The organism is Thermosynechococcus vestitus BP-1, assembly GCF_000011345.1.
GTDB lineage: Bacteria > Cyanobacteriota > Cyanobacteriia > Thermosynechococcales > Thermosynechococcaceae > Thermosynechococcus > Thermosynechococcus vestitus.
On sequence record NC_004113.1, the window covers coordinates 1,398,678 to 1,420,171 of the forward strand.

A 21,494-nucleotide genomic window follows, 5' to 3' on the forward strand; every position below is an offset into this window, starting at 1 on the left:
CCTTGAGTCCTGCAACTTGTCCCTTACTCCTCTGGTAGACATTAGCACCAGCCCCGACTTGTCATCCGGGAACTTGCTGAATTGATAAGCCAGGGGATATGATAAAAAACTGAGATCTTGGTTGAGTCCACAAAACCAGATGCATCCCCAGGGAAGGTAGTCGATATTTCGTGCCTTGCGGCAGGGGGCGAGCAAGCAAGTGAGAATTTGGGAGCCGCTCTTGTTAAGGCTCATAGGCATCCCTAGTCATCGAAGCCCGTTCCATGAGCGCCAACTTTTTGATCCAGACCGTGAGCAACACCCCTGAAAACATCCTCTGGCACCAGTCCACAGTGACCCGCGCCCGCCGCGAACAGCTGAACGGGCACAAATCCTATGTGCTCTGGTTTACCGGTTTGTCTGGCGCGGGCAAATCGAGGCTCGCCCACACGGTCGAGGAACGATTACATCGGCTCGGCTGCCGCACCTTCGTTCTGGATGGAGACAACGTCCGACACGGCCTCTGCTCCGACCTGGATTTCAGCGAAGTTGGCCGAAAGGAAAATATCCGCCGTATCGGTGAAGTCGCCAAGTTAATGATGGAAGTGGGGTTGATTGTCATGACTGCCTTCATCAGCCCCTTCCGGGCCGATCGCGAGGCTGTCCGCAACCGGATGCCGTACGGTGATTTTCTGGAAATCTATTGCCAGGTCAGCTTGGAAGCTTGCGAAGCGCGTGATGTCAAAGGCCTCTACAAAAAGGCCCGAGCTGGACAAATCAAGAACTACACCGGCATCGACTCGGCCTATGAAGCGCCGCTGAAACCCGAGCTGGTGGTCAATACAGAATGTCTGACGCTAGAAGAGTCTGTAAGTGCTGTTCTACGCATGCTTCACGAGCGAGGGATGGTGGTGCAATGACCAGCGAATTGCACATGAGTCTTGGCAGCGCATACTAGTCAATCTATCAGCTAGAGCCTATGAGTCCGAGAATTCATCCCACCGCAGAGGTCCTGTCAACACAGATTGGTGAAAGTACCACAATCTGGCAATTCGTTGTGGTCTTGGCGAAAGCTAGGATTGGGTGCGACTGTAATATTTGCTCCCATGTTTTTATTGAGGATGATGTGGTTATTGGTGACCGCGTCACCATCAAAAACGGTGTTCAGCTTTGGAACGGCCTGCGCGTGGAGGATGATGTGTTCATTGGTCCAAACGTGACGTTTACCAATGACAAATTTCCTCGCTCCAAAGTGTATCCAAGTGCCTTTCTCCAAACGATTATTCAAGAGGGAGCTTCAATCGGGGGGGGCGGTGATTTTGCCGGGTGTTACCATTGGCAGGAAGGCGATGGTAGGGGCAGGATCTGTGGTCACCCGATCCGTTCCTGCAGGGGCCATCGTTGTAGGCAACCCGGCACAGATTGTTGGCTATGTGGAGCAGGAGTATGAAACCCGCTCCAGCACCGACGATCCGAAAGGCGAGTCAGATTCTCGGGAAGACTCTCATGTTCCGTGATGTCTCCCTAAATGATGCGGGTTTCATTTTGGGCTTGCGTACGGATGAACAAAAGTCGCGCTATCTATCAGTGACAACGCCCGATTTGAAGCAGCAGCAAGAATGGATCCAACGATATTTGATCTCTCAGGATCAAGCTTATTTTATAATTGCCACAAAAGATGGCGAACCGCTCGGTACGGTACGCTTGTACGATGCACAAGGAGACAGTTTTTGCTGGGGAAGTTGGATTATCAAGTCAGGGGCGCCGGTACACGCTGCAATCGAATCTGCGCTCATGGTCTACGCGTATGCACTCGATTTTCTGGAGTTTTCCCGTGCGCATTTTGATGTGCGCAAAGCTAATGAACATGTTTGGCGTTTTCATGAACGCTTTGGTGCCACTCGCGTCGGAGAAAGCGCCCTTGATTACTATTACCGAATAGAACCTGATGCAATTGCAGCTTCACGGCAACGCTATCGAAAATATTTGCCAGAACCCATCATTGTTGAATGGCTGTGAACCAATTCTCCTCTAGAATTTCCACTGAGCAGGAGGGGCGCTACCTCAACGAAGGACTGATCTTCCAGAAGGAAGGCTTCGGAGGCCGCGCGATCGTGCACGATTTTTATGAACTGGAGTTATCATGAGCCGAATTAGCCACTGCCGCATCATTGAGCTGCCCAAGATTAGTGACCCCCGTGGTAACTTGACTTTCATCGAGGCAAACCGGCACATCCCGTTTGAAATTCGCCGGGTATATTATCTCTACGATGTCCCTGGCGGTGCGGCGCGTGGCGGGCATGCGCACAAAGCACTCCATCAGTTTATTGTTGCCATGTCGGGCAGTTTTGATGTAATTCTCGATGATGGCAGTCAGAAAAAACGCTTCCATCTCAATCGATCATATTATGGGCTCTACATCTGCCCCATGATCTGGCGAGAGCTAGACAACTTCTCCTCAGGTGCAGTCTGTACGGTTCTGGCGTCGGATTTTTATGACGAGAGCGATTATTACCGTGACTATGGCGCTTATCTTACCGCTCTGGGGCTGAAATGAGCGTAGTTCCTTTTCTTGATTTGCGTGCTGCTTATCTTGAGCTCAAAGCGGAGATCGATGCTGCTGTGGCCCGCGTGCTGGATAGCGGCTGGTATATCCTCGGGCAAGAGCTCGAAGCGTTTGAGGCTGAATATGCAGCCTATTGTGGCGCGCAGCATTGCGTCGGGGTTGCCAATGGTTTGGATGCACTTCACCTGGCTTTGCTGGCGATGGAGGTCGGGCCTGGAGATGAAGTCATCGTTCCCTCCAACACCTACATCGCCACATGGCTGGCGGTGAGTCAGTGTGGTGCAGTGCCAGTGCCGGTGGAGCCAGATCTGGCTACCTACAATATCGACCCGCAGCGGATCGAAGCCGCGATTACTCCGCGTACCAAGGTCATTTTGCCGGTGCATTTATACGGGCAGCCGGTAGACCTCGACCCCATTCTTGCGATCGCGCAACGCCACGGGTTGCGTGTGCTGGAGGATGCTGCACAGGCGCATGGGGCGCGCTACAAGGGCCAGCGTATTGGTGCGCATGGCGATGCAGTAGCCTGGAGTTTCTACCCTGGCAAGAATCTCGGTGCTATGGGCGATGCGGGTGCGGTCACGACGAACGACCCAGAGCTTGCGGATCGCATACGTGTGCTGCGTAACTACGGCTCCCGCGTGAAATACGTCAACGAACTACAAGGCTGGAACAGCCGGTTGGACCCACTTCAAGCCGCTATTCTGCGCGTTAAGCTCACCCATCTGGACGAATGGAACGAGCGGCGTAGAAAACTCGCTGCGTTATACCTGCGGGAGTTGAGCAATTCCGGCTTGGGGTTACCCCACGTGCCAGATTGGGCGGAGCCCGTTTGGCACTTGTTCGTGGTGCGGCATCCGCGCCGCGATGACTTCCAGCAGCGGCTTGCGCAGGCGGGTATCCAGACGTTGATCCACTATCCTATCCCGCCGCACGGGCAGGCAGCCTATGCCGGTCTTGGGATTGCGCCGGGGACGCTTCCCATCGCCGAGCGCCTGGCTGCTGAAGTGTTGAGCTTGCCAATCGGGCCGCATTTGTCAGATTCGGATGCGCTGACTATCGTCGGGGCTGTCAAGAAATGTTGATTTTTAAAATTCGGCGTAAGCTCGCGCTAATCGCGATTCTGATAGTACAGAAGATTAGAGTTGTCTGGTATTTATTCTTATCGACAAATCGATTTTTGGGTCGTCCGATTTTGAATCAGCCTTTGCAGGTGGCTGGTGCGGGCATCATCAGCTTTGAGCCGAATGTTCGGATTGGCTTTTTTCCTTCGCCTGGGTTCCTGGATGGCTATTCTTATATCGAAGCGCGTAATCCCAGTGCTAGGGTCACTTTTGGGTCTGGAACCTGGATCAATAATGATTTCCGCTGCATTGCGGAGCACTCTTCGATCTGTATTGGCAGGAATTGTTTGATAGGCCCGAATGTCGAAATATTTGGATAGTGATTTCCATGGTCTCGCGATTGCAGAGCGTTCTATATCCAGACCGGAATGGGCTGCGCCAGTTGTAGTTGGAGACAATGTTTTCATTGGGGCAAATGTCCGTATTCTCAAAGGGGTACGGATTGGCGCGGGTGCTGTCATTGGTAATTCTTCAGTGGTAGTTTCTGATATTCCGCCTGCGGTCGTTGCCGCTGGTGTTCCTGCGAAAATCATACGGTCCATTACCTAAATTATTATGGGCAACTCTTATCGCCACATCCTGCATTCCTCGTCGATCGTTGGCGGGGGCAGCGTCATCAATATTGCGGTGGGGTTACTGCGGATGAAGATCGCGGCGGTGCTGCTGGGGCCGTCAGGCATTGGCTTGATTGGACTTCTGCAGAACATCCTGGGAACGGCATCCGGCATCGCTGGTTTGGGCGTGGCCAATGTCCGCACCCGTCAGATCGCCGAGGCTGCCGCCAGCGGAGAGGAGCAGGCGGTCGCCGCCACCTGGCGTGCCTTGTTTTGGCTGACGCTGGCACTGGCCGTGCTCGGTGTACTGCTGGTGTGGCTGCTGCGCGAGGAGTTGGCCTGGCGTGTGCTGGGCGATCGTGCGCACGGACTCGAAGTGGGTTGGCTGGCGCTCGGTGTTGGCTTGACGGTGGCCGCTGCTTCGCAAACCGCGTTACTGAACGGCATGCGCCGAATCGGCGATTTGGGGCGTATCAGGATTGGCTCGGCGCTGCTTTCCACACTGGTAGCAGTAGCTGCCATTGGGCAATGGGGCGAGCAGGGCATTTTGGTTTTTGTGCTGGCGGCCCCTGCAGCCAGCTTCCTACTTGGGTATTGGTACGCTTCGAAACTCGGGCGCTTACCTGTGTTACCCAGTCCGCTGTCACACTTAGCGGCGCAGTGGCGGACGATGCTGCGGCTCGGCGTTGCTTTCATGCTGAGTGGGGTGGTCCTCAACCTGGGGCAGCTCTTGGCCCGCACGTTGGTCCAGCGCGAGGCAAGCCCGGAGATGTTGGGGAATTTTCAGGCTGTGTGGTTGATCAGCATGACCTATCTGGGGTTCGTGCTGGGCGCGATGGGGACGGACTACTACCCGCGGCTCATAGCGGCGATTCACGACCCGCAGGCCGTGAACCGGCTGGTGAACCAGCAGACCAAGGTTGCGCTGCTGCTGGCCAGGCCGGCCTTTCTGACGGTGTTTACGTTGTCGCGCTGCTGTATTCGCAGGAGTTTGCAGAGGCGGCCGCCATCCTGCGCTGGCAGGTGCTGGGTGGTGTGCTGAAGGTGGCGGCATGGCCGCTGGGTTTTGTAATTCTGGCGGCGGGGGACGGGCGTACGTTCCTTCTGACGAAGTCGCTGGCCATCGGTGTGTTCGCGACTCTGGTGGCCTTACTGCTGCCAACAGTTGCTATCATGATTACCGGTATTGCATTTTTGTGCATGTATTCGGTCTACCTGCCATTGGCGCATTGGCTGGCACTCAGGCGTACTGGGTTTCTTTGGTAGACGTGTACGCGGCGCAAGCTCGCATTGCTGCTACTGGAATGTATCCCAGTGGCAGGGTTAAGCGTGCATTCCCAGGCTGCTGCCGCGGGTATTGGGGTGATGCTGGCGGCAGTGTTCGGGCTGGATGGATTAGCGCAGCTTGGCCATATGGCAGGTTTGACCGGTCCGGTCGGCCGGTTGGCGGCGCTCAGCCGCAAGTTATTTGGTGCGAAGTGGGGTGTGGCATGGGTGAGCATGAGTTAATGATTTTTGGCAACAAGGATTTGCCACAGAGGACACCAGAGCGTCCCTTGGTGACGTTTGCGGTATTCGCTTATAACCAGGAGAGCTTTATTCGTGATGCGATTGAAGGTGCCTTCGCGCAAACCTATGAACCACTGGAGATCATTCTCTCCGACGACTGTTCTGATGATGAAACATTCCTAATTATGCAGCAGATGGCGGCCGCTTATCGAGGCCCTCATAAAGTGGTGGTTAGAAAAAATCATGAGAATTTAGGGGTATTGGGGCATGTTCTGACCGTAGCGAAGATGGCTGCGGGCAAATATATGGTAGTCGCAGCGGGGGATGATATCTCTTTCCCAGACCGAACTGAAAGACAAGTGTCTTTTTTAGAGCGCGAAAGCGATCGTGTTGTGGTGGTGTCTAGCCATGATGTGATATTTGATGAAAACTGTGACCTTCCAAATCAAAAACAGGATTCCAACTTGCGGTTGCGAAAGCAATGGTACAAAAACAATAATTCCTGGTTTCATGGAGGTACAGCTTGCTATCGGTTGGGTGTGTTGCGTGAGCTTCCATTGCCTACGAGTCGTTTGCTTTACGAAGATATGGCGCTAATAAACATTTTCAAAGCAATGGGTTACTCATCGGGTTTTATGGAGATACCTACGATCCGGCGGCGTTTCCACCAACTTAATCTCGGTATGCAGAGGCCGGAGAGAAACCCATGGGATGAAGAAAGACGTATCCTTCGGCGTATCGAGCATGCGGCGGACGTAATGGATTATGCTGCGGATGTTATTGAGGGGGAGGGAGGCAAGGCTGCTAAATTGCGTGTGCAAGCAGCTATTATGCGTAAATATGCTAAGTGGCCGGATCTTAATTTTGTTGATAGGTTTTTGCTGTTTTTTGAAAGTTTGAAGGCCGGTTACATGAGAAAAGCTTCCGCTAAGGTGTTGTTGGGAAAAGATGTTGTTTTGGATATAAGATCGCTGTGGTGCTAGTTGTCAGGTCCCGCACCACTATATTCCCAGAAGTCGTGCTAAACTCTTCGAAGCGTACCGGCTCCTTGAGTGCTTGTTCCTAGGCCGGAAAGCATTCAACGATGGAGCGTCGCCATGCTGCGTATTGATGCCAATATCCGAACGACACCCCGAATTCGCCGTGAGATCCAACAAGCACCAGCTTCGGTCAGTCACCGCGAGCTTGCCAGACGCTACGGTATCCACCGGCATGCGATCGCGAAATGATCAAAGCACGGGGGTGTCGAGGACAAAAGCACCTGTCCTAATCCCTTGAATACCACGCTTACTGAAACGACTTCTGCCCTACCGGCGAGCGTCAACCCACGGGATGCCATCCATTCGATCAGCTTTGTGCTGAGAAGAGAATCGAGCATCGGCTCATCCAAACTCGCCACCCGCAAACCAATGGCATGGCCGAGCGCTGCAACGGTCGCATTGCCAAGATTCTGCGTGCTGAGCGCTTTGTCTCCGCTGCTGATCTGCAAGAGACGCTCACGCGATACCTCTGGGCGTGCAATCACCGCATTCCCCAACGCGCTTTGGGCCACATGACCCCCATCGAGAGACTCCGAACGTGGCAAATGGAGGGACCAGAGTTGTTCAGTTCACAGGTAGATAATGTCGCGGGTCTTGATAGTTAGCAATAAATACAGTTTCAGAATATCTGTAATACAAAAACTGTATCGAGACAAGAAAAAAGTAGCAAAATTTACAAATGTTCATGATTCATCTGGCTAAATTGGATGTTCAACTGACCCATTGAAGACAAGGGCAACAACCGTGAGCAACAAAATTGAAGCCATTAAAAAAGAGAAAGATGGCTTGGCGGTCAAGCAAGAACTGGAGAAATTTGCAGCCATGGGCTGGGAAAACATCCCAGAAGCTGATCGCGATGTCCGTCTCAAGTGGCTAGGGATTTTCTTTCGACCAGTCACCCCCGGCCGGTTCATGATGCGGCTGCGAGTACCCAATGGAATTCTCACCAGCCAGCAACTGCGAACCCTCGGAGCAATTGTGGATCGCTATGGCGAGAACGGCAATGGAGACATTACGACCCGTCAAAACATCCAGATCCGTGGCTTACCCATTGAAGACATTCCTGAAATCATAGAGCAGCTCCAAGCCTGCGGCATCACCTCTGTTCAATCGGGAATGGACAATGTGCGCAACCTCACTGGTTCTCCTGTGGCCGGCATTGATGCAGCTGAACTCATTGATACTCGTCCCCTGATCATGAAATTGCAGGCCATGATTACCAATAATGGTCAGGGGAATCCGGAGTTTAGCAATCTGCCCCGCAAATTCAACATTGCCATTGAGGGAGGGCGAGATAACTCTGTCCATGCCGAAATTAACGATGTTGCGTTTGTGCCTGCCTATCGCCAAGGGCGTTTGGGCTTCAATGTTTTAGTCGGTGGTTTTTTCTCTGCTCGGCGTTGTGCTGCTGCTATTCCCCTTGATGCGTGGGTGCCCCCCGATGATGCTGTGGTGCAGCTCTCACGGGCGATCCTTGAAATTTTCCGTGACCATGGTCCGCGGGGCAATCGACAAAAAGCGCGGCTCAGGTGGCTCATTGATGAATGGGGAATTGAGAAATTCCGGGCAGCGGTGGTGGCTAAGCTTCCCTTTGAACTCCTCAGTGCTGCCGCCAAGGACGAAATTGACTGGGACAAGCGAGATCATTTGGGGGTGCACCGTCAAAAACAACGGCGCCTCAACTACGTGGGACTCCATGTACCTGTGGGGCGACTCTATGCCACCGATTTCTATGAGTTGGCGCGGCTTGCCCAAGTCTATGGCCAGTCAGAAGTGCGGCTCACTGTAGAGCAAAACGTGATTATTCCCCATGTGCCGGATGCCGTTTTACCGAGTCTGCTGCGGGAACCTCTCCTGAGCAAGTTTCGGCCTGAACCCCCCCCTCTAGAACGCGCCCTTGTTTCCTGTACAGGGGCAGAATTTTGCAACTTTGCCCTCATTGAAACAAAGAACCGCGCCCTTGCCCTTGCCCGCTGGCTCGATCAACAATTGGTGCTGCCTCAACCAGTGCGCATTCATTGGACGGGCTGTCCCAACTCCTGTGGTCAACCGCAAGTGGCCGATATTGGCCTCATGGGCACAAAAACTCGCCGCAATGGTGAAACGGTAGATGCGGTGGACTTGTACATGGGCGGCAAAGTGGGCAAGGATGCCAAGTTGGGCACCTGTGTGAAAAAAGCGATTCCCTGTGATGAACTGCCTGAGGTACTGCGGCAAGTGCTCATTGAGCAGTTTGGGGCACAACCAAGAGGGTCGGAAAGGCCCCCCGTAGCCACGCCGGCGGTGGCCATGATGGTCTCCTAACGTAACGCTGTCTGCATTTCCCGGTATTGACTGTATCGACTCTATTGATTGTCTAAGAACTGAAGGATTTGTAATCTATGGCGAATTTTTCCCGGCGGCGCTTTCTCATGACCGCTGCTGCCACAACGGCTGTGACATTGATCTCCCACGGCTGTGGCAATAGCCAGCAAAGTACTGACGTTGTCCAACCGACCACCGTAGCAGAAACCCCGGAAGTGACGGGCGCAAAACTCGGCTTTATTGCCCTCACGGATGCGGCCCCCCTGATTATTGCCAAGGAAAAAGGGCTATTTGCCAAGTATGGGATGCCTGATGTGGAAGTGTTGAAGCAGGCGTCTTGGGGCACAACCCGCGACAACTTGGTATTGGGTTCCGCTAACGGTGGCATTGACGGTGCCCACATCCTCACACCGATGCCCTATCTAATGACTGTGGGAAAAATTACCGGTGGCAAACCTGTACCCATGTATATCTTGGCGCGGTTAAACACCAATGGTCAGGGGATTCTCTTGGCGAATGCCTATAAAGATCTGAATATCAGCACCGACAGTCGTCCGCTAAAGGAGGCTTTTGCGAAAACCCGTGCTGAACGGCGTGCCCGCAATCAGAACGAGGAGATTAAAGTTGCGGTGACCTTTCCAGGGGGCACCCACGACCTCTGGATGCGCTACTGGTTGGCTGCCGGTGGCATTGATCCCGAAAAAGACGTATCTATGATTGTGGTCCCCCCACCGCAAATGGTGGCCAATCTCAAAACAGGGACAATGGAGGCGTTCTGTGTCGGTGAGCCGTGGCCCTTGCAGACGGTGAATCAGAAGGTGGGTTATGGGGCCATTACTACCGGTGAACTCTGGCAAGACCACCCTGAAAAATCCTTTGCCCTACGGGCGGACTGGGTGGATCAACATCCAAAAGCGACCAAAGCCCTGCTCATGGCGGTTATAGAAGCTCAGCAGTGGTGCGATCAGGATGCAAACAAGCCGGAGATGGCGAAAATCCTCTCAAAGCGGGAGTGGTTTAAGGTGCCCGTGGAAGACATTTTGGATCGATCCCTTGGCAAGTTTGATTTTGGCAATGGTCGCATCCTAGAGGATAAGAACCTGATGCAAAAATACTGGCGGGATAACGCCTCCTATCCCTACCAGAGTCACGATCTATGGTTCTTGACGGAGGATATGCGCTGGGGATATTTGCCACCTGATACTGATGCTAAGGCACTGATTCAAAAAGTTAATCGTGAGGATATCTGGCGTGAAGCAGCCAAGACGATAGGGGTGTCAGCGGCAGAAATTCCAACAACAACCTCACGGGGGGTAGAAACCTTTTTTGACGGTGTTGCCTTTGATCCACAAAATCCCCAGGCCTACCTCAACAGTTTGAACCTACGGAAAGTTTAAGGGAGAAACTCATGGCAAGTCGTTCTATGGGCTTAGCGTCTTTGCGGCGACGGCACTGGCTAAAACATCTCAAAAAATCAGAGGCCTTTCGCAAGGTGATATTAGGAAGCCTAGGCATATTTAGCTTCTTATTGGTTTGGCAGTTTCTATCCATGGCAGGAGTGTTTCGGTTACCGACGCCTCTTACAGTCCTCACAGAAACTTGGGATTTGATCATTGCCCCCTTTTACCAAGGAAGCGGCACCGATGTGGGGCTAGGATGGCAAATCCTGACTAGCCTGCGGCGGGTAGCTATTGGTTTTTCCTTGGCGGCAATGATTGGCGTTGGGCTAGGAATGCTCATTGGCTCTAGCCGAGCGCTCTACGATGCGGTAGATCCGATTTTGCAGGTGTTGCGTCCGGTACCGCCCCTTGCGTGGCTGCCCATTGCCTTGGCGGCCTTGCGGGACAATGAACCAGCAGCAATTTTCGTGATTTTCATTACCGCTATTTGGCCAATTATCATCAACACGATTGTCGGTGTGCAGCAAATTCCCAAGGACTACAAGAATGTGGCGCGGGTGTTGCGGCTTTCTCGCAAGGATTATTTCCTAAATATTCTCGTGCCAGCAACGGTGCCCTATGTGTTTACGGGGCTGCGCATTGGCATTGGTCTGTCCTGGTTGGCCATTGTGGCAGCAGAGATGCTCATTGGCGGTGTGGGTATCGGCTTCTTTATTTGGGATGCTTGGAACAGTTCACTGATTAGTGAAATTATCGTTGCCGTGATCTATGTGGGCATTGTCGGCTTGGTGCTGGATCGCTCGGTGGCCTTTGTGGGGCGCTTGCTCAGTCACGGTGAAGAGGTGCATTCCTAAGCTATTCCACACATTCCTCAGATAATCTCATCAGTTTTTTTAACCCTATGGCTAAGTCTTTACCATTGATTGAAATTGATCATGTGGATCAGGTCTTTGATCTGCCAGGGGGCGATCGCTACATTGCTCTTAAGAATATCCACCTCGAAATCCAAAAAGGGGAGTTTATTTCCTTGGTCGGTCACTCGGGATGCGGCAAGTCGACTCTCCTGAATATCATTGCTGGGTTTCAGCGGCCTACCAGTGGTGGCGTGGTGATGGCAGGACGGCAGGTGACTCAGCCGGGGCCCGATCGTATGGTCGTGTTTCAAAACTATTCCCTGCTGCCTTGGAAAACGGTGTATCAGAATGTGGCCTTGGCGGTGGCAGCAGTGCTGAAGCATTTAAGCAAGGCAGAGCAACAGCAGCGGGTAGAAGCAGCGCTGCAACAGGTGCACCTTAGTAAGGCTCGCGATAAATTTCCTGCCCAACTGTCGGGAGGCATGAAGCAACGGGTGGCGATCGCCCGTGCCTTGGCAATTCAACCGCAGGTACTGTTGCTAGACGAACCCTTTGGTGCCCTTGATGCTTTGACGCGAGGCTCTTTGCAGGATGAGTTAATGCAAGTGTGCCAAGGCAGTGAAACCACCTGCGTGATGGTTACTCACGATGTGGATGAGGCACTGCTGCTCTCGGATCGCGTCGTGCTCCTCACCAATGGCCCTGAAGCCCACATCGGCCAAATTCTAAAAATTCCCTTTGCTCGGCCCCGCAATCGCCATGATGTGCTGAATCATCCCAGCTACTATGGCCTGCGGAATGAGATGATTGCCTTTCTCAATCAGCAGAAGCGCCGCCGTCCCTTTTTGACGGTACCGGCTATTGGGCCCACTACCCCTGCGGAACTAACCCTTGGCTTTATCCCCCTCATGGACAGTGCCCCCCTCATTGTTGCCAAGGAAATGGGCTTCTTTGCCAAGTACGGCCTTGACCATGTGACGCTCCATCGCGAAGAAAGCTGGCAAGACTTGGTAATGGGGGTGATCACGGGTCGCTTGACGGGGGGGCAACTGCTGGCGGCAATGCCCTTAGCCATGACCTTGGGGTTCAACGGTCAGCCTTCACAACCGCTGATGACCTCCTTGGTACTGAGTCGTAACGGCAATGCCATCACCTTTAGTCGAGAGCTTTGGTCACAGGGGGTAAAAACCGCTGAGGATTTGCGGGTCTACATTGATCGCACGGGCGATCGCCCTCGCTTGGGTGTGGTGCATCCTGCCTCAATGCACAATCTACTGTTGCGGTATTGGCTGGCAGCCGCAAATATTGACCCTGATTATGATGTCGAGTTGCTGGTGATACCGCCACCGCAAATGGCCTATCACCTCAAGGCTGGAAACATCAGTGGTTTTTGTGTCGGTCAGCCCTGGAACTCCCATGCGGTGCGTGAGAGCATTGGCGTTATTGTCGCTACGGATTTGGACATTTGGCCGGGACACCCCGAAAAAGTCTTGGGTATGCGTCCCGACTGGGTACAGGCTCACCCACAGGAACACCAAGCGCTGATCAAGGCCCTGATAGAAGCCTGTGAATACTGTGACACGATCAAACATCGTCCCGAAATTGCCCAACTGCTTTGTCGGCCAGAGTATGTGGGCTGTAATCCAGCGGATGCCTATGCGGGCTTTGTGGAGCCCCTTGAGCGGGGGGATGGTATTGCCAGGACTTTTCAACCTCGATTTCACCAGTTCTATGTGGATCGCTCCCCCTGCCCCGGACGGGTAGAGGGACTATGGATCATCACCCAATTGGCTCGCTGGCAACTGACCCCCTTCCCGAAGAACTGGCTAGAAATTGTTGAGCAGGTGCGGCGGGTAGATCTCTTTGGGGCGGCAGCGCGCGAACTGAACGTTATGGATAATGAGCCCGATCGCTCTCCCTTTGCGCTCTTCGATGGTTTGACCTTTGACCCAGATAATCCCCTTGGCTACATGTCAGGTCCCGCATCATTATATTCCCAGAAGTCGTGCTAAACTCTTCGAAGCGTACCGGCTCCTTGAGTGCTTGTTCCAAGGTCGGAAAGCGTTCAACGATGGAGTATCACCATGCCACGTATTCATGCCAACGCCCGAACGACACCCCGAATTCGCCGTGAAATCCAACAAGCACCGGCTTCGATCAGTCATCGCGAGCTTGCCAGACGTTACGGGATCCACCGGCACACGGTAGCGAAATGGCGTAAGCGCGCAACCGTTGAAGACAAAAGCACCCGCCCGCACCGCCTGCAAACGACGCTTACGGAAGCGCAAGAGCTTGTGATCGTTGAGGTGCGTAAGCTCCTTTTGCTGCCTCTTGATGACCTTCTCGTTCTTGCCCGGACGTTCCTCAACCCCAATCTGAGCCGCTCAGCGCTGGATCGCTGCCTGCGTCGCCACGGAGTCTCGAACCTCAGGATACTGCAAAAGGAACGCGAAAGCCTCGAAGGCAGTCCCAAAAGCACCACGCGGCAGTTCAAAGCGTACGCACCTGGGTTCATCCACATCGACGTCAAATACCTGCCACAAATGCCGGATGAGGAGCAGCGCCGCTACCTCTTTGTCGCGATTGATCGGGCAACGCGCTGGGTCTATTTGGCAATCCACGAGGAGAAGAGCGCAGAATCGGCAACGCGCTTTCTTGCAAATGTCCTTGCCAACGCTCCTTTCGTGGTGCGTACGGTGCTGACTGATAACGGCAAGGAGTTTACCGACCGTTTCTCCTCCGCAGGCGAACGCCAACCCACGGGACACCATCCGTTTGATCAGCTCTGTCGTGAAAAGCGCATCACCCATCGGCTCATCCAACCCCGCCATCCGCAAACCAACGGGATGGTGGAACGCTTCAACGGCCGCATTGCGGAGATTCTGCGCGCTGAACGCTTTGTCTCGGCAGCCGACTTGCAAGAGACGCTCACGCGATACCTTTGGGCGTACAATCACCGCATTCCCCAACGCGTTTTGGGCCACATGACTCCCATTGAGAAACTGCGATGGTGGCAAACTGAGCGACCAGACCTCTTCGTTTCAAGGGTAGATAATGTCACGGGTCTTGACAGCTACATTGAGGCGGCTGCGATTCGTCGTGGCCTTGATATTCGCACTGTTGATCCCCAAGCGGTTGTCGCTATCTAGGTGTTGTTGAGAGAAGTCTATGGAAACCCTCTATCGTCTTGACCCCCGTTTCACGGCCACCCAGCATCTGCGGATTGATGGGGTGAGCAAAGTCTACCCTACGGCCAATGGTGACCATGTGGTACTTGAGGACATTCACCTTGAGGTGAGCAGTGGTGAGTTTATTTGCTTCATTGGCCATTCCGGCTGCGGCAAAACAACTCTGTTAAATATGGTTGCGGGTTTTACAAGGCCAACACGAGGAGAAATCACCCTTAATGGGGTGCCCGTGCGTCATCCGGGTCCTGATCGGATGATGGTGTTTCAAAACTATGCACTGCTGCCTTGGTTAACGGCCTACCAAAATATCGAGTTGGCTGTGAAGTCGGTCTATCCCCAGAAAACTCGCCAACGCCGGCGCGAAATTGTCGAGGAGCACTTGGAATTGGTGGGGCTAACAGCGGCTGCCCACAAACGCCCTGCCCAACTGTCGGGAGGAATGAAGCAACGGGTGGCGATCGCCCGCGCCCTCGCCATTCGCCCAGAGGTATTAATTTTGGATGAACCCTTTGGTGCTCTCGATGCCATCACCAAAGAGGAGTTACAGGATGAACTCCTTAAAATTTGGCACACGCACCGGCTGACGGTACTGATGATTACCCACGACATTGACGAGGCGCTTTATCTTGCTGATCGGGTGGTGATGATGACCAATGGCCCCGCTGCCCATATTGGCGAGATCCTGGAAATTCCCTTTCCGCGCCCCCGGCGGCGATCGCAACTCCTCGAAAATCCTCAGTACTATGATCTGCGCAACCAAGTAGTTGACTTTTTGTACACCCGCTTTGGCCACTAGGGTATGGGCACACCACAGATTAGCGCATTGGCGGTTCAGTCTGGTCCTTACCTCCACCACAACCACAATACGAGTGAGCGGATGCAGCCAACAGAGACTGTGTCGTCCCTGTGTCCTTACTGTGGGGTGGGCTGTGGCCTAGAGGCAGTGCCCCAAGGCAAGGGAACCTATAAAATTCGTGGCGATCGCCAACATCCCTCGTCCCAAGGCATGGTCTGTGTCAAAGGGGCAACGATTTTGGAAGCCATTGATCGCGATCGCTTGGCCTATCCCCTTTGGCGAGAACGGTTAGATCATCCCTTTACGGTGATTTCTTGGGATGAAGCTCTAACTCGTCTTGTGGAACGCATCCAATGGGTGCGCCATGAGCAGGGGGCCGATGCCATTTGTATGTACGGTTCGGGGCAATTTCACACCGAGGACTACTACGTCGCACAAAAGCTCATGAAGGGGTGCCTCGGTACGAACAATTTTGATGCTAATTCTCGGTTGTGCATGTCCTCGGCAGTCTCTGCCTATATGGCTAGCTTCGGTGCTGACGGCCCCCCCTGCTGCTATGACGATTTGGAGGCTACCGACTGTGCTTTTCTCATTGGTACGAATACCGCTGAGTGCCATCCCATTGTCTTTAACCGCTTACGCAATCACCACAAGCGGGATCGCCGTGTCAAGCTAATTGTCGTCGATCCTCGGCGCACACCGACCGCAGAAGTGGCGGATCTGCACCTTGCCATCCGCCCCGGCACGGATATTGATCTGCTCCACGGCATTGGCTATCTGCTCTTGCAGTGGGGACACATTGATGTGGACTTCATTGAGAAGTGTACTGAGGGCTTTGCCGATTATGTAAAGCTGCTGGCGGCCTATACCCCAGAATGGGTGGCGCAACGGTGTGGCATTCCTGAAAGTGATCTAGAGCAGGCGGCTCGCTACTGGGGGCATGCTCAAGCAGTACTCTCTCTTTGGTCAATGGGCATCAATCAGTCCGCTGAAGGTACTGCCAAAGCTCGCTGTCTCATTAATTTGCATCTGCTCACGGGGCAGATTGGCCGTCCGGGGAGTGGTCCTTTTTCCCTTACAGGACAACCCAACGCGATGGGAGGTCGCGAAGCCGGGGGGTTAAGCCATCTGTTGCCGGGCTATCGCCAAGTCACCAATCCCCAGCACCGCCAAGAAGTGGAGGACTTTTGGGGACTTCCTCGCGGTCAAATCAGCGATCGCCCCGGTCGCACGGCATGGCAAATTATCGAGGGCTTAGAACAGGGAGAAGTGGGTTTGCTGTGGATTGCAGCCACCAATCCCGCGGTTAGTTTTCCCCATTTAGAACGTACCAAGGCGGCCTTTCTCAAATCCCCCTTTACCGTCTATCAGGATGCCTACTTTCCCACTGAAACAGCAGCCTATGCCCATCTGATTTTGCCTGCAGCTCAATGGAGCGAGAAAACAGGTGTGATGACCAACTCTGAACGCCGCGTCACCCTTGCCCCTGCTTTTCGAGTGCCCCCCGGTCTTGCCCGCTCCGATTGGGAAATTTTTGCTGAGGTGGGGCGCCGCTTGGGATATGGGCATCTCTTCTCCTTTGCCGATGCCGCTGCTGTCTATGCCGAATTTGTGCAGCTCACTGCCGGTCGCCCCTGCGATCAATCGGGACTGAGCCACGAACGTCTTGCCCGTTTAGGTGCCCTGCAGTGGCCCTGTCCTGCCAGCATGGATGACGAAGAAGCCCGTAAGCCCAAACGCCTCTATACTGACTGGCGATTTCACACCCCCAATCAACGGGCATATTTTTGCCTTGCCCACAGTCAAGGGGTGGCTGAACCCACCGATCACATCTATAACTTTACCCTGACAACAGGTCGTCTCTACGGCCACTGGCACACCCAAACCCGTACCGGTCGCATTGCCAAAATTCAAAAAATGCACCCCAATCCCTTTGTGGAAATGCATCCCGAGGATGCCGCAAACTTGCATCTCCAAGATGGGGATTGGGTGGAGGTGCGATCGCGCCGCGGTCAAGTGTGCCTACCTGTCACGCTCACCAAGGCCATTCGCCCAGGAACACTCTTTGTACCCATGCACTGGGGCTTTCTCTTTGCCGATAGCGGTGAGGTGAACCAGCTGACACATCCTATTGCCTGTCCAGTCTCAAAGCAGCCAGAACTCAAGGCCTGTGCTGTACAGGTGTTGCCCCTGAAGCTGCAGCAGACGTCCTAGACCCGCACCCTGCAGGAGAGCGGCATTGCCCTCAGACAATAATAGCGTCAACGCCTTGGAGAGCGTTTTTCCGATCTATGTCCTACTTCTTTGAGTTTGAAGCTGAGTTTACGGCTTCCTTGCGCTGTATCCCAATGATTGTCCGCTACAAGCTGGATCTGTGTGGAGTGAAACTGAAGCTGCTCCACTGGCATCAACTTTCCCAACAACAGCGACAATGGCTTGTTGTTGCCCCCTGTAACACTCCGGAAGATCAGGCCACCTATCGCCAGCAACTGCGGGATTGGGTGACCCACAACCATGGAACCCCACCAAGTGATTTAGAGATTCCCCAGACCTTCCCTTGGGATATCCTCACAGAGCTCCCAGAAACTGTGCAGCAACAACTGACCAAGGTACCCCACCACAGCCTGACGGTGGAAAAATGGGCAACCCTGACCCCCCTACAACGCTTTGCCCTTGTGAAGCTCAGTCAGCCCGGCCACGAGAATCGCAATTTTTGGCCAGCATTGCAGGAATTTGGTTTGGCCTAAAGGGCTAGGACAGTTGGAGTGGCATCTTTTTGCTCAGGTAGTGCAGGGTTGTACCAACGAGGGTGCCCACTAAGAAACCTTGGGGTACACTAAGGGCGATCGCCCCGACCAAGAGGGTAATCATCCAATTTTCGGGCATGGGGGCTTGATCTTTAATAAAACTCATCAGTACCCACGCTTCAAACAAAAGAATGACCCCCAAAATCGAGAGGGGAAAAACTTCCAGCAGTGTATCCACACTGGAACCAAAGAGGAGACCCAAGACAAGATAGAAACTGCCATAGATCACCACTGCTCCACCCGTGCGAGCACCTAGGGCATAGTGTCCTGCTAAACCGCTACAGCCATGGCAGAGGGGAACACCACCAAAAAAGGGCAGGATCAAGTTAGTGAGGCTATAGGTGAGGCCAATTTGGCCAATCGAGAGGGGGCGATCGGGAAAAAGATCTTGGGCAGTTTGCTGGGTTGCAATCACTGCATTAGCGATCGACAGCGGCAACTGCGGCAGTGCCAATATCAAGAGTCCAGGCATTAAGGCCTGAGGCTCTAAAGGTTGTAGGTGAGGAAATCGCCAAGCAATGGTTATGTGCCATTCTGGATCAGCCAGCACTCGACTCATCGCCACGCCCCCGCCCAGCAGCACTACCAGTAGCCCTGCGGGTATCCCCCGTTCCTTTGGGAGTAGCAGCAAGATTAAAAAGCCGATGGCACCTAGGAGATAGCCAAAGGCATCACCGGTGGGTAAATAGGTTTTAAGGGCAATGGAGGCCAAGGACAGCCCCAAGCCCAATTGACAGCCCCGCACCACCGGTTGCGGAATCCAGCGAGCTAGTTGGGTCAGTATCCCTGTGAGCGTCAACACTAGCATCATCGCCCCCACCATCCATCCCCCTGCCCAAAGGATAGGGCCGCTGAGTTTTTCCGTCATCACAATAACCGCCATAGCCTTGAGAGGTTGCATCGGCATAGGGAGGCCATAGACTATCCCCGTGAGAATTTGTGCCACTCCAAACAAAGTGAAGACACTAGCACTATCCAACTGGGCGGCGATGATCACTCCGATCAATAGGGGCAAGTCGGTGCCCAAATCACCAAAACTGCCACTCAGTTCTTGCCAACTGAAGCGCAGTCGCTCCCGTAACATCTAGACCTTCTCCAGTGTGGTTTGCAATTTCTGTAGGTGTTGAGTCACCCGACCACTGCGAAGGAGTTCGCTGCTCAGTGCGAATCCGGAATCGAGACTATGGGCTTTGCCCCCCTGCCACAGGTAAAATCCGCTATTCCAGATCACAGAGGTGGTGAGGGGGTGTTCCTCTGCGGCTAAAACGGCAGCCATCATTTTTGTGGCGGTCGTTGTTTCCCCCGGCCAAGGCACATTACTGCTGGCCATACCATAGTTTTGGGGATGGAGATGCAGGCGTTGCCAAGAAGGATCTTGATTACGGGCGAGGCCAATGATAGCCGTGCGTTCACGGGGTAAATCACAACTGCCTTCCAGGCCTTTGACGGTCGTAAATTCGTGAACACCGTGGAGATAGAGAGCATCCCGCATGATCCCTTCCGTGGGCGGATGAACAAACCCCGCTACGAGATGGCTGGGCCCTTGGTAAGGGTTCCAGATTAATTCCAAGGTGGCAATGGGAGGGCGTTTACCAATTTGCTCACGGTAGGGGACTAACCCGTGGGCTGCGGGAAAATGACGTGGGAGATAGACAAAGCCTAAACCCGTTTGCTCTAGACAGTGGGTGATTTGTTCTAGGGTCAAAATTGACCAGTCCACCCCTAAGCACCGCCATAGATCAATCAGGGGGATGCCTTCTTTGGTGGGCATGCGATCGCCCCCGTGTTGTAGGACTGGAATCCCAGCAGTTGCCAAAACCAATGCTGTTAGAGGACTCAGGGGAAACGTGCGATCGCGACCATCATAGGGCTGACTAAGGATCATCACTGGGCTACTGGTCTCAAGCGCTGGAATTTTCGGTCCCATCGCGTTGTAGGTATCGAGCATACCCGCCATCTCTTCCGAGGTGGGTCGCTTAATCCGATGGGCAATGAGAAACGCACCAATTTGGGCGGGGGTTGCCACTTGCTCCAACATCAGCTTCAACGCTAAGGCCGCCTCAGCGCGGGTCAAATCTTTATGGGTGTGGGCACCACTGCCGACTTTTTTGAGGAGATCACGAAAGAGAGGACTCATGGGCGGCCTGCTGGCGGATCAACGTGAGCAATTGGGTAACGGGTGGTAAGTGGAGGCGATCGCGGGTGGTAATGGCCAATACTTGACGCGGGGGCGGTGGCGTCACCAGATCGCGGATCGCTAGGGTAGGATCGTGGCAGGCCTGTTTCAGTGCTGAGTGGGGCAGTAAGGCCACCATTTCACTTTCGCGAATGACGGCGATAAAGGCATCTGGGGTGTTGAGTTCAAGAGCAGGTTGCCAAGATAAGCCTCGACGGCTAAATTCTTCAGCTACCAAGCGGCGCATGCCATAGCCATCCTTAAACACCACATGGGGAAAGCGAGCTAGTTCTTCCCATGTCAACCTCTCATTAACAGCGAGGGGATGTTCAGCGGCCATCAGCACTTGCACCGGTTCAGTGTACAGCGGTTCAATCACCCATTCCGGCTGTTTTAGGAAATGGCGATCGCCCATGACAATTGCTAGATCGACTAAGCCATCCTGCAACACTTTGAGGGCGCGATCGCTCCCTAGGGCAGTCAGCCGCAACTGCATCTGGGGAAAAGCCTGACGAAACCTGGGCAACAGTGTAGGCAAAAAGTAGCGGCAGATGGAGTGAATCGCAGCAATGCAGAGTTCTTGCTGCTGGCCATTTCCCATGGCTTTGAGTTCAGCACTAGCGGCCTGCCACTCCTGACAAATGCGATGGGCACGGCGAAAAAACAAGTCCCCGGCCACAGTTAACTTGGCACGATTCGAGCGATGGAGCAGTTGAATTCCCAAACTGTTTTCTAGGGCTTGGATTTGCCGAGTAATTGTGGGTTGTGTCACGCCACACCGTCGCGCTGCTGCTTGGAAACTCCCTGTCTCAACAACAGCCAAAAAAGATTGCAACTGATCAAGTCGCATAATGCCTGCTGTGTTCTTCCTCTACGTCTAGGTTTGTTGATATTATGTTTATCGATAGAATTATCGCCTTGTTACCTTCAATCTATGCAACTTTCCCATGGTAAAGTGTGTTGATTGATACAGTTTCTTGAAAATTTCCCACAGTATACCTTCGTGATTCCAGCATTGATCCAATGGTTAAACATCCTTACCAAAGATACAAAAATCCAGTTTATTTTTTCTATAGGCTGAGGAAGGTTCCTTTGGGAATGTGGTATAGCTATTTCGAAAGGGAGTGACATATTGGAGAGAGACGTAAATTACACTTGAAGCGTCCTGAATATCCTTTAAAGAACACGATCTATAGC

The 21,494-nt window shown here is 53.5% G+C and carries 19 protein-coding genes and 3 pseudogenes; 19 read left to right on the forward strand and 3 right to left on the reverse strand.

From position 1 onward, the window contains the following. The first annotated feature begins 263 nt into the window (after nt 1-263). The 19 genes and pseudogenes from cysC to TLL_RS06885 all read left to right on the forward strand — a co-directional run bounded on the left by cysC (nt 264) and on the right by TLL_RS06885 (nt 18,061). Nucleotides 264-899, forward strand: coding sequence for an adenylyl-sulfate kinase (gene cysC, locus TLL_RS06795; protein ID WP_011057181.1), 636 nt, complete (start codon nt 264-266; stop codon nt 897-899). Nucleotides 900-958: 59 nt separating this feature from the next. Then, nucleotides 959-1,454 (forward strand): annotated as a pseudogene (locus TLL_RS13530) (acyltransferase); the annotation flags it as partial. Nucleotides 1,455-1,485: 31 nt separating this feature from the next. Next, complete coding sequence (locus TLL_RS06805; RefSeq protein ID WP_172598043.1) at nt 1,486-1,998, forward strand: GNAT family N-acetyltransferase; 513 nt, start codon at nt 1,486-1,488, stop codon at nt 1,996-1,998. Between the two features lie 17 nt (nt 1,999-2,015). Continuing rightward, nucleotides 2,016-2,126 (forward strand): annotated as a pseudogene (locus TLL_RS13535) (GNAT family N-acetyltransferase); the annotation flags it as partial. Further along, nucleotides 2,123-2,536 (forward strand): sugar 3,4-ketoisomerase, encoded by a 414-nt coding sequence (locus tag TLL_RS06815; RefSeq protein WP_011057183.1) that lies wholly within the window; start codon nt 2,123-2,125, stop codon nt 2,534-2,536. The pseudogene TLL_RS13535 and the gene TLL_RS06815, both read left to right, overlap by 4 nt. Beyond that, the gene (locus TLL_RS06820) at nt 2,533-3,630 is read left to right on the forward strand and encodes a DegT/DnrJ/EryC1/StrS family aminotransferase (protein ID WP_011057184.1); all 1,098 of its coding nucleotides are present in this window, start codon (nt 2,533-2,535) and stop codon (nt 3,628-3,630) included. Before TLL_RS06815 ends, TLL_RS06820 begins: the two co-directional genes overlap by 4 nt. 339 nt (nt 3,631-3,969) lie before the next feature. Continuing rightward, entirely contained in the window at nt 3,970-4,218 is a 249-nt protein-coding gene (locus tag TLL_RS13540) for a DapH/DapD/GlmU-related protein (RefSeq protein WP_126986198.1), read from the forward strand. Nucleotides 4,219-4,224: 6 nt separating this feature from the next. Further along, nucleotides 4,225-5,265: an oligosaccharide flippase family protein gene (locus tag TLL_RS06830; RefSeq protein ID WP_011057185.1), complete on the forward strand. Its 1,041-nt coding sequence runs from the start codon at nt 4,225-4,227 to the stop codon at nt 5,263-5,265. Then, on the forward strand, nt 5,259-5,489 hold the full coding sequence (locus tag TLL_RS06835) for a hypothetical protein (RefSeq protein ID WP_164920856.1): 231 nt from the start codon (nt 5,259-5,261) through the stop codon (nt 5,487-5,489). Before TLL_RS06830 ends, TLL_RS06835 begins: the two co-directional genes overlap by 7 nt. Nucleotides 5,490-5,713: 224 nt before the next feature. Further along, on the forward strand, nt 5,714-6,715 hold the full coding sequence (locus TLL_RS06840) for a glycosyltransferase family A protein (protein ID WP_164920857.1): 1,002 nt from the start codon (nt 5,714-5,716) through the stop codon (nt 6,713-6,715). 69 nt (nt 6,716-6,784) lie between these two features. Further along, nucleotides 6,785-7,377, forward strand: a pseudogene (locus TLL_RS06845) (integrase core domain-containing protein). A gap of 139 nt (nt 7,378-7,516) precedes the next feature. Further along, complete coding sequence (locus TLL_RS06850; RefSeq protein WP_011057189.1) at nt 7,517-9,076, forward strand: ferredoxin--nitrite reductase; 1,560 nt, start codon at nt 7,517-7,519, stop codon at nt 9,074-9,076. A gap of 77 nt (nt 9,077-9,153) precedes the next feature. Next, a complete protein-coding gene (locus TLL_RS06855) occupies nt 9,154-10,473 on the forward strand; it encodes a CmpA/NrtA family ABC transporter substrate-binding protein (RefSeq protein ID WP_011057190.1) in 1,320 nt (439 codons plus the stop codon). 11 nt (nt 10,474-10,484) lie between these two features. Then, nucleotides 10,485-11,330, forward strand: a complete 846-nt coding sequence (gene ntrB, locus TLL_RS06860; RefSeq protein ID WP_011057191.1) for a nitrate ABC transporter permease — start codon at nt 10,485-10,487, stop codon at nt 11,328-11,330. A 47-nt stretch (nt 11,331-11,377) separates the two neighbouring features. Next, nucleotides 11,378-13,342, forward strand: a complete 1,965-nt coding sequence (locus TLL_RS06865; protein WP_011057192.1) for a nitrate ABC transporter ATP-binding protein — start codon at nt 11,378-11,380, stop codon at nt 13,340-13,342. 72 nt (nt 13,343-13,414) lie between these two features. Beyond that, the gene (locus TLL_RS06870; protein ID WP_407635179.1) at nt 13,415-14,479 is read left to right on the forward strand and encodes an IS481-like element ISTel1 family transposase; all 1,065 of its coding nucleotides are present in this window, start codon (nt 13,415-13,417) and stop codon (nt 14,477-14,479) included. 19 nt (nt 14,480-14,498) lie between these two features. Continuing rightward, on the forward strand, nt 14,499-15,314 hold the full coding sequence (locus TLL_RS06875; protein ID WP_011057194.1) for an ABC transporter ATP-binding protein: 816 nt from the start codon (nt 14,499-14,501) through the stop codon (nt 15,312-15,314). An 81-nt stretch (nt 15,315-15,395) separates the two neighbouring features. Beyond that, a complete protein-coding gene (locus TLL_RS06880) occupies nt 15,396-17,528 on the forward strand; it encodes a molybdopterin oxidoreductase family protein (protein WP_164921160.1) in 2,133 nt (710 codons plus the stop codon). A gap of 77 nt (nt 17,529-17,605) precedes the next feature. Then, nucleotides 17,606-18,061: a nitrate reductase associated protein gene (locus tag TLL_RS06885; protein WP_011057196.1), complete on the forward strand. Its 456-nt coding sequence runs from the start codon at nt 17,606-17,608 to the stop codon at nt 18,059-18,061. A 4-nt stretch (nt 18,062-18,065) separates the two neighbouring features. On the opposite strand, the gene TLL_RS06890 is transcribed toward TLL_RS06885, so the two are convergent. Genes TLL_RS06890 through TLL_RS06900 form a run of 3 tightly spaced genes read right to left on the reverse strand, consistent with a single transcriptional unit; the run spans nt 18,066 to nt 21,147 of the window. Beyond that, nucleotides 18,066-19,205 carry a putative sulfate/molybdate transporter gene (locus TLL_RS06890; protein WP_011057197.1) on the reverse strand — a complete coding sequence of 380 codons (1,140 nt, stop codon included), beginning with the start codon at nt 19,203-19,205 and terminating at the stop codon, nt 18,066-18,068. Then, entirely contained in the window at nt 19,206-20,258 is a 1,053-nt protein-coding gene (locus tag TLL_RS06895; RefSeq protein WP_011057198.1) for an anthranilate phosphoribosyltransferase family protein, read from the reverse strand. It abuts the gene before it with no gap. Continuing rightward, nucleotides 20,239-21,147: a LysR family transcriptional regulator gene (locus TLL_RS06900; RefSeq protein ID WP_011057199.1), complete on the reverse strand. Its 909-nt coding sequence runs from the start codon at nt 21,145-21,147 to the stop codon at nt 20,239-20,241. Before TLL_RS06900 ends, TLL_RS06895 begins: the two co-directional genes overlap by 20 nt. Nucleotides 21,148-21,494 lie beyond the last annotated feature (347 nt).

Excerpts from the sequence above, each read along its gene's own strand:
- TLL_RS13540 (WP_126986198.1), top strand. The coding sequence starts at position 3,970 with ATGTCGAAATATTTGGATAGTGATTTCCATGGTCTCGCGATTGCAGAG.
- TLL_RS06805 (WP_172598043.1), top strand. The coding sequence starts at position 1,486 with ATGTTCCGTGATGTCTCCCTAAATGATGCGGGTTTCATTTTGGGCTTG.
- TLL_RS06870 (WP_407635179.1), top strand. The coding sequence starts at position 13,415 with ATGCCACGTATTCATGCCAACGCCCGAACGACACCCCGAATTCGCCGT.
- TLL_RS06855 (WP_011057190.1), top strand. The coding sequence starts at position 9,154 with ATGGCGAATTTTTCCCGGCGGCGCTTTCTCATGACCGCTGCTGCCACA.
- TLL_RS06895 (WP_011057198.1), bottom strand. The coding sequence starts at position 20,258 with ATGAGTCCTCTCTTTCGTGATCTCCTCAAAAAAGTCGGCAGTGGTGCC.
- TLL_RS06815 (WP_011057183.1), top strand. The coding sequence starts at position 2,123 with ATGAGCCGAATTAGCCACTGCCGCATCATTGAGCTGCCCAAGATTAGT.
- TLL_RS06830 (WP_011057185.1), top strand. The coding sequence starts at position 4,225 with ATGGGCAACTCTTATCGCCACATCCTGCATTCCTCGTCGATCGTTGGC.
- TLL_RS06820 (WP_011057184.1), top strand. The coding sequence starts at position 2,533 with ATGAGCGTAGTTCCTTTTCTTGATTTGCGTGCTGCTTATCTTGAGCTC.
- TLL_RS06865 (WP_011057192.1), top strand. The coding sequence starts at position 11,378 with ATGGCTAAGTCTTTACCATTGATTGAAATTGATCATGTGGATCAGGTC.
- TLL_RS06880 (WP_164921160.1), top strand. The coding sequence starts at position 15,396 with ATGCAGCCAACAGAGACTGTGTCGTCCCTGTGTCCTTACTGTGGGGTG.
- TLL_RS06900 (WP_011057199.1), bottom strand. The coding sequence starts at position 21,147 with ATGCGACTTGATCAGTTGCAATCTTTTTTGGCTGTTGTTGAGACAGGG.
- TLL_RS06840 (WP_164920857.1), top strand. The coding sequence starts at position 5,714 with ATGGGTGAGCATGAGTTAATGATTTTTGGCAACAAGGATTTGCCACAG.
- cysC (WP_011057181.1), top strand. The coding sequence starts at position 264 with ATGAGCGCCAACTTTTTGATCCAGACCGTGAGCAACACCCCTGAAAAC.
- TLL_RS06875 (WP_011057194.1), top strand. The coding sequence starts at position 14,499 with ATGGAAACCCTCTATCGTCTTGACCCCCGTTTCACGGCCACCCAGCAT.
- TLL_RS06885 (WP_011057196.1), top strand. The coding sequence starts at position 17,606 with ATGTCCTACTTCTTTGAGTTTGAAGCTGAGTTTACGGCTTCCTTGCGC.
- ntrB (WP_011057191.1), top strand. The coding sequence starts at position 10,485 with ATGGCAAGTCGTTCTATGGGCTTAGCGTCTTTGCGGCGACGGCACTGG.
- TLL_RS06890 (WP_011057197.1), bottom strand. The coding sequence starts at position 19,205 with ATGTTACGGGAGCGACTGCGCTTCAGTTGGCAAGAACTGAGTGGCAGT.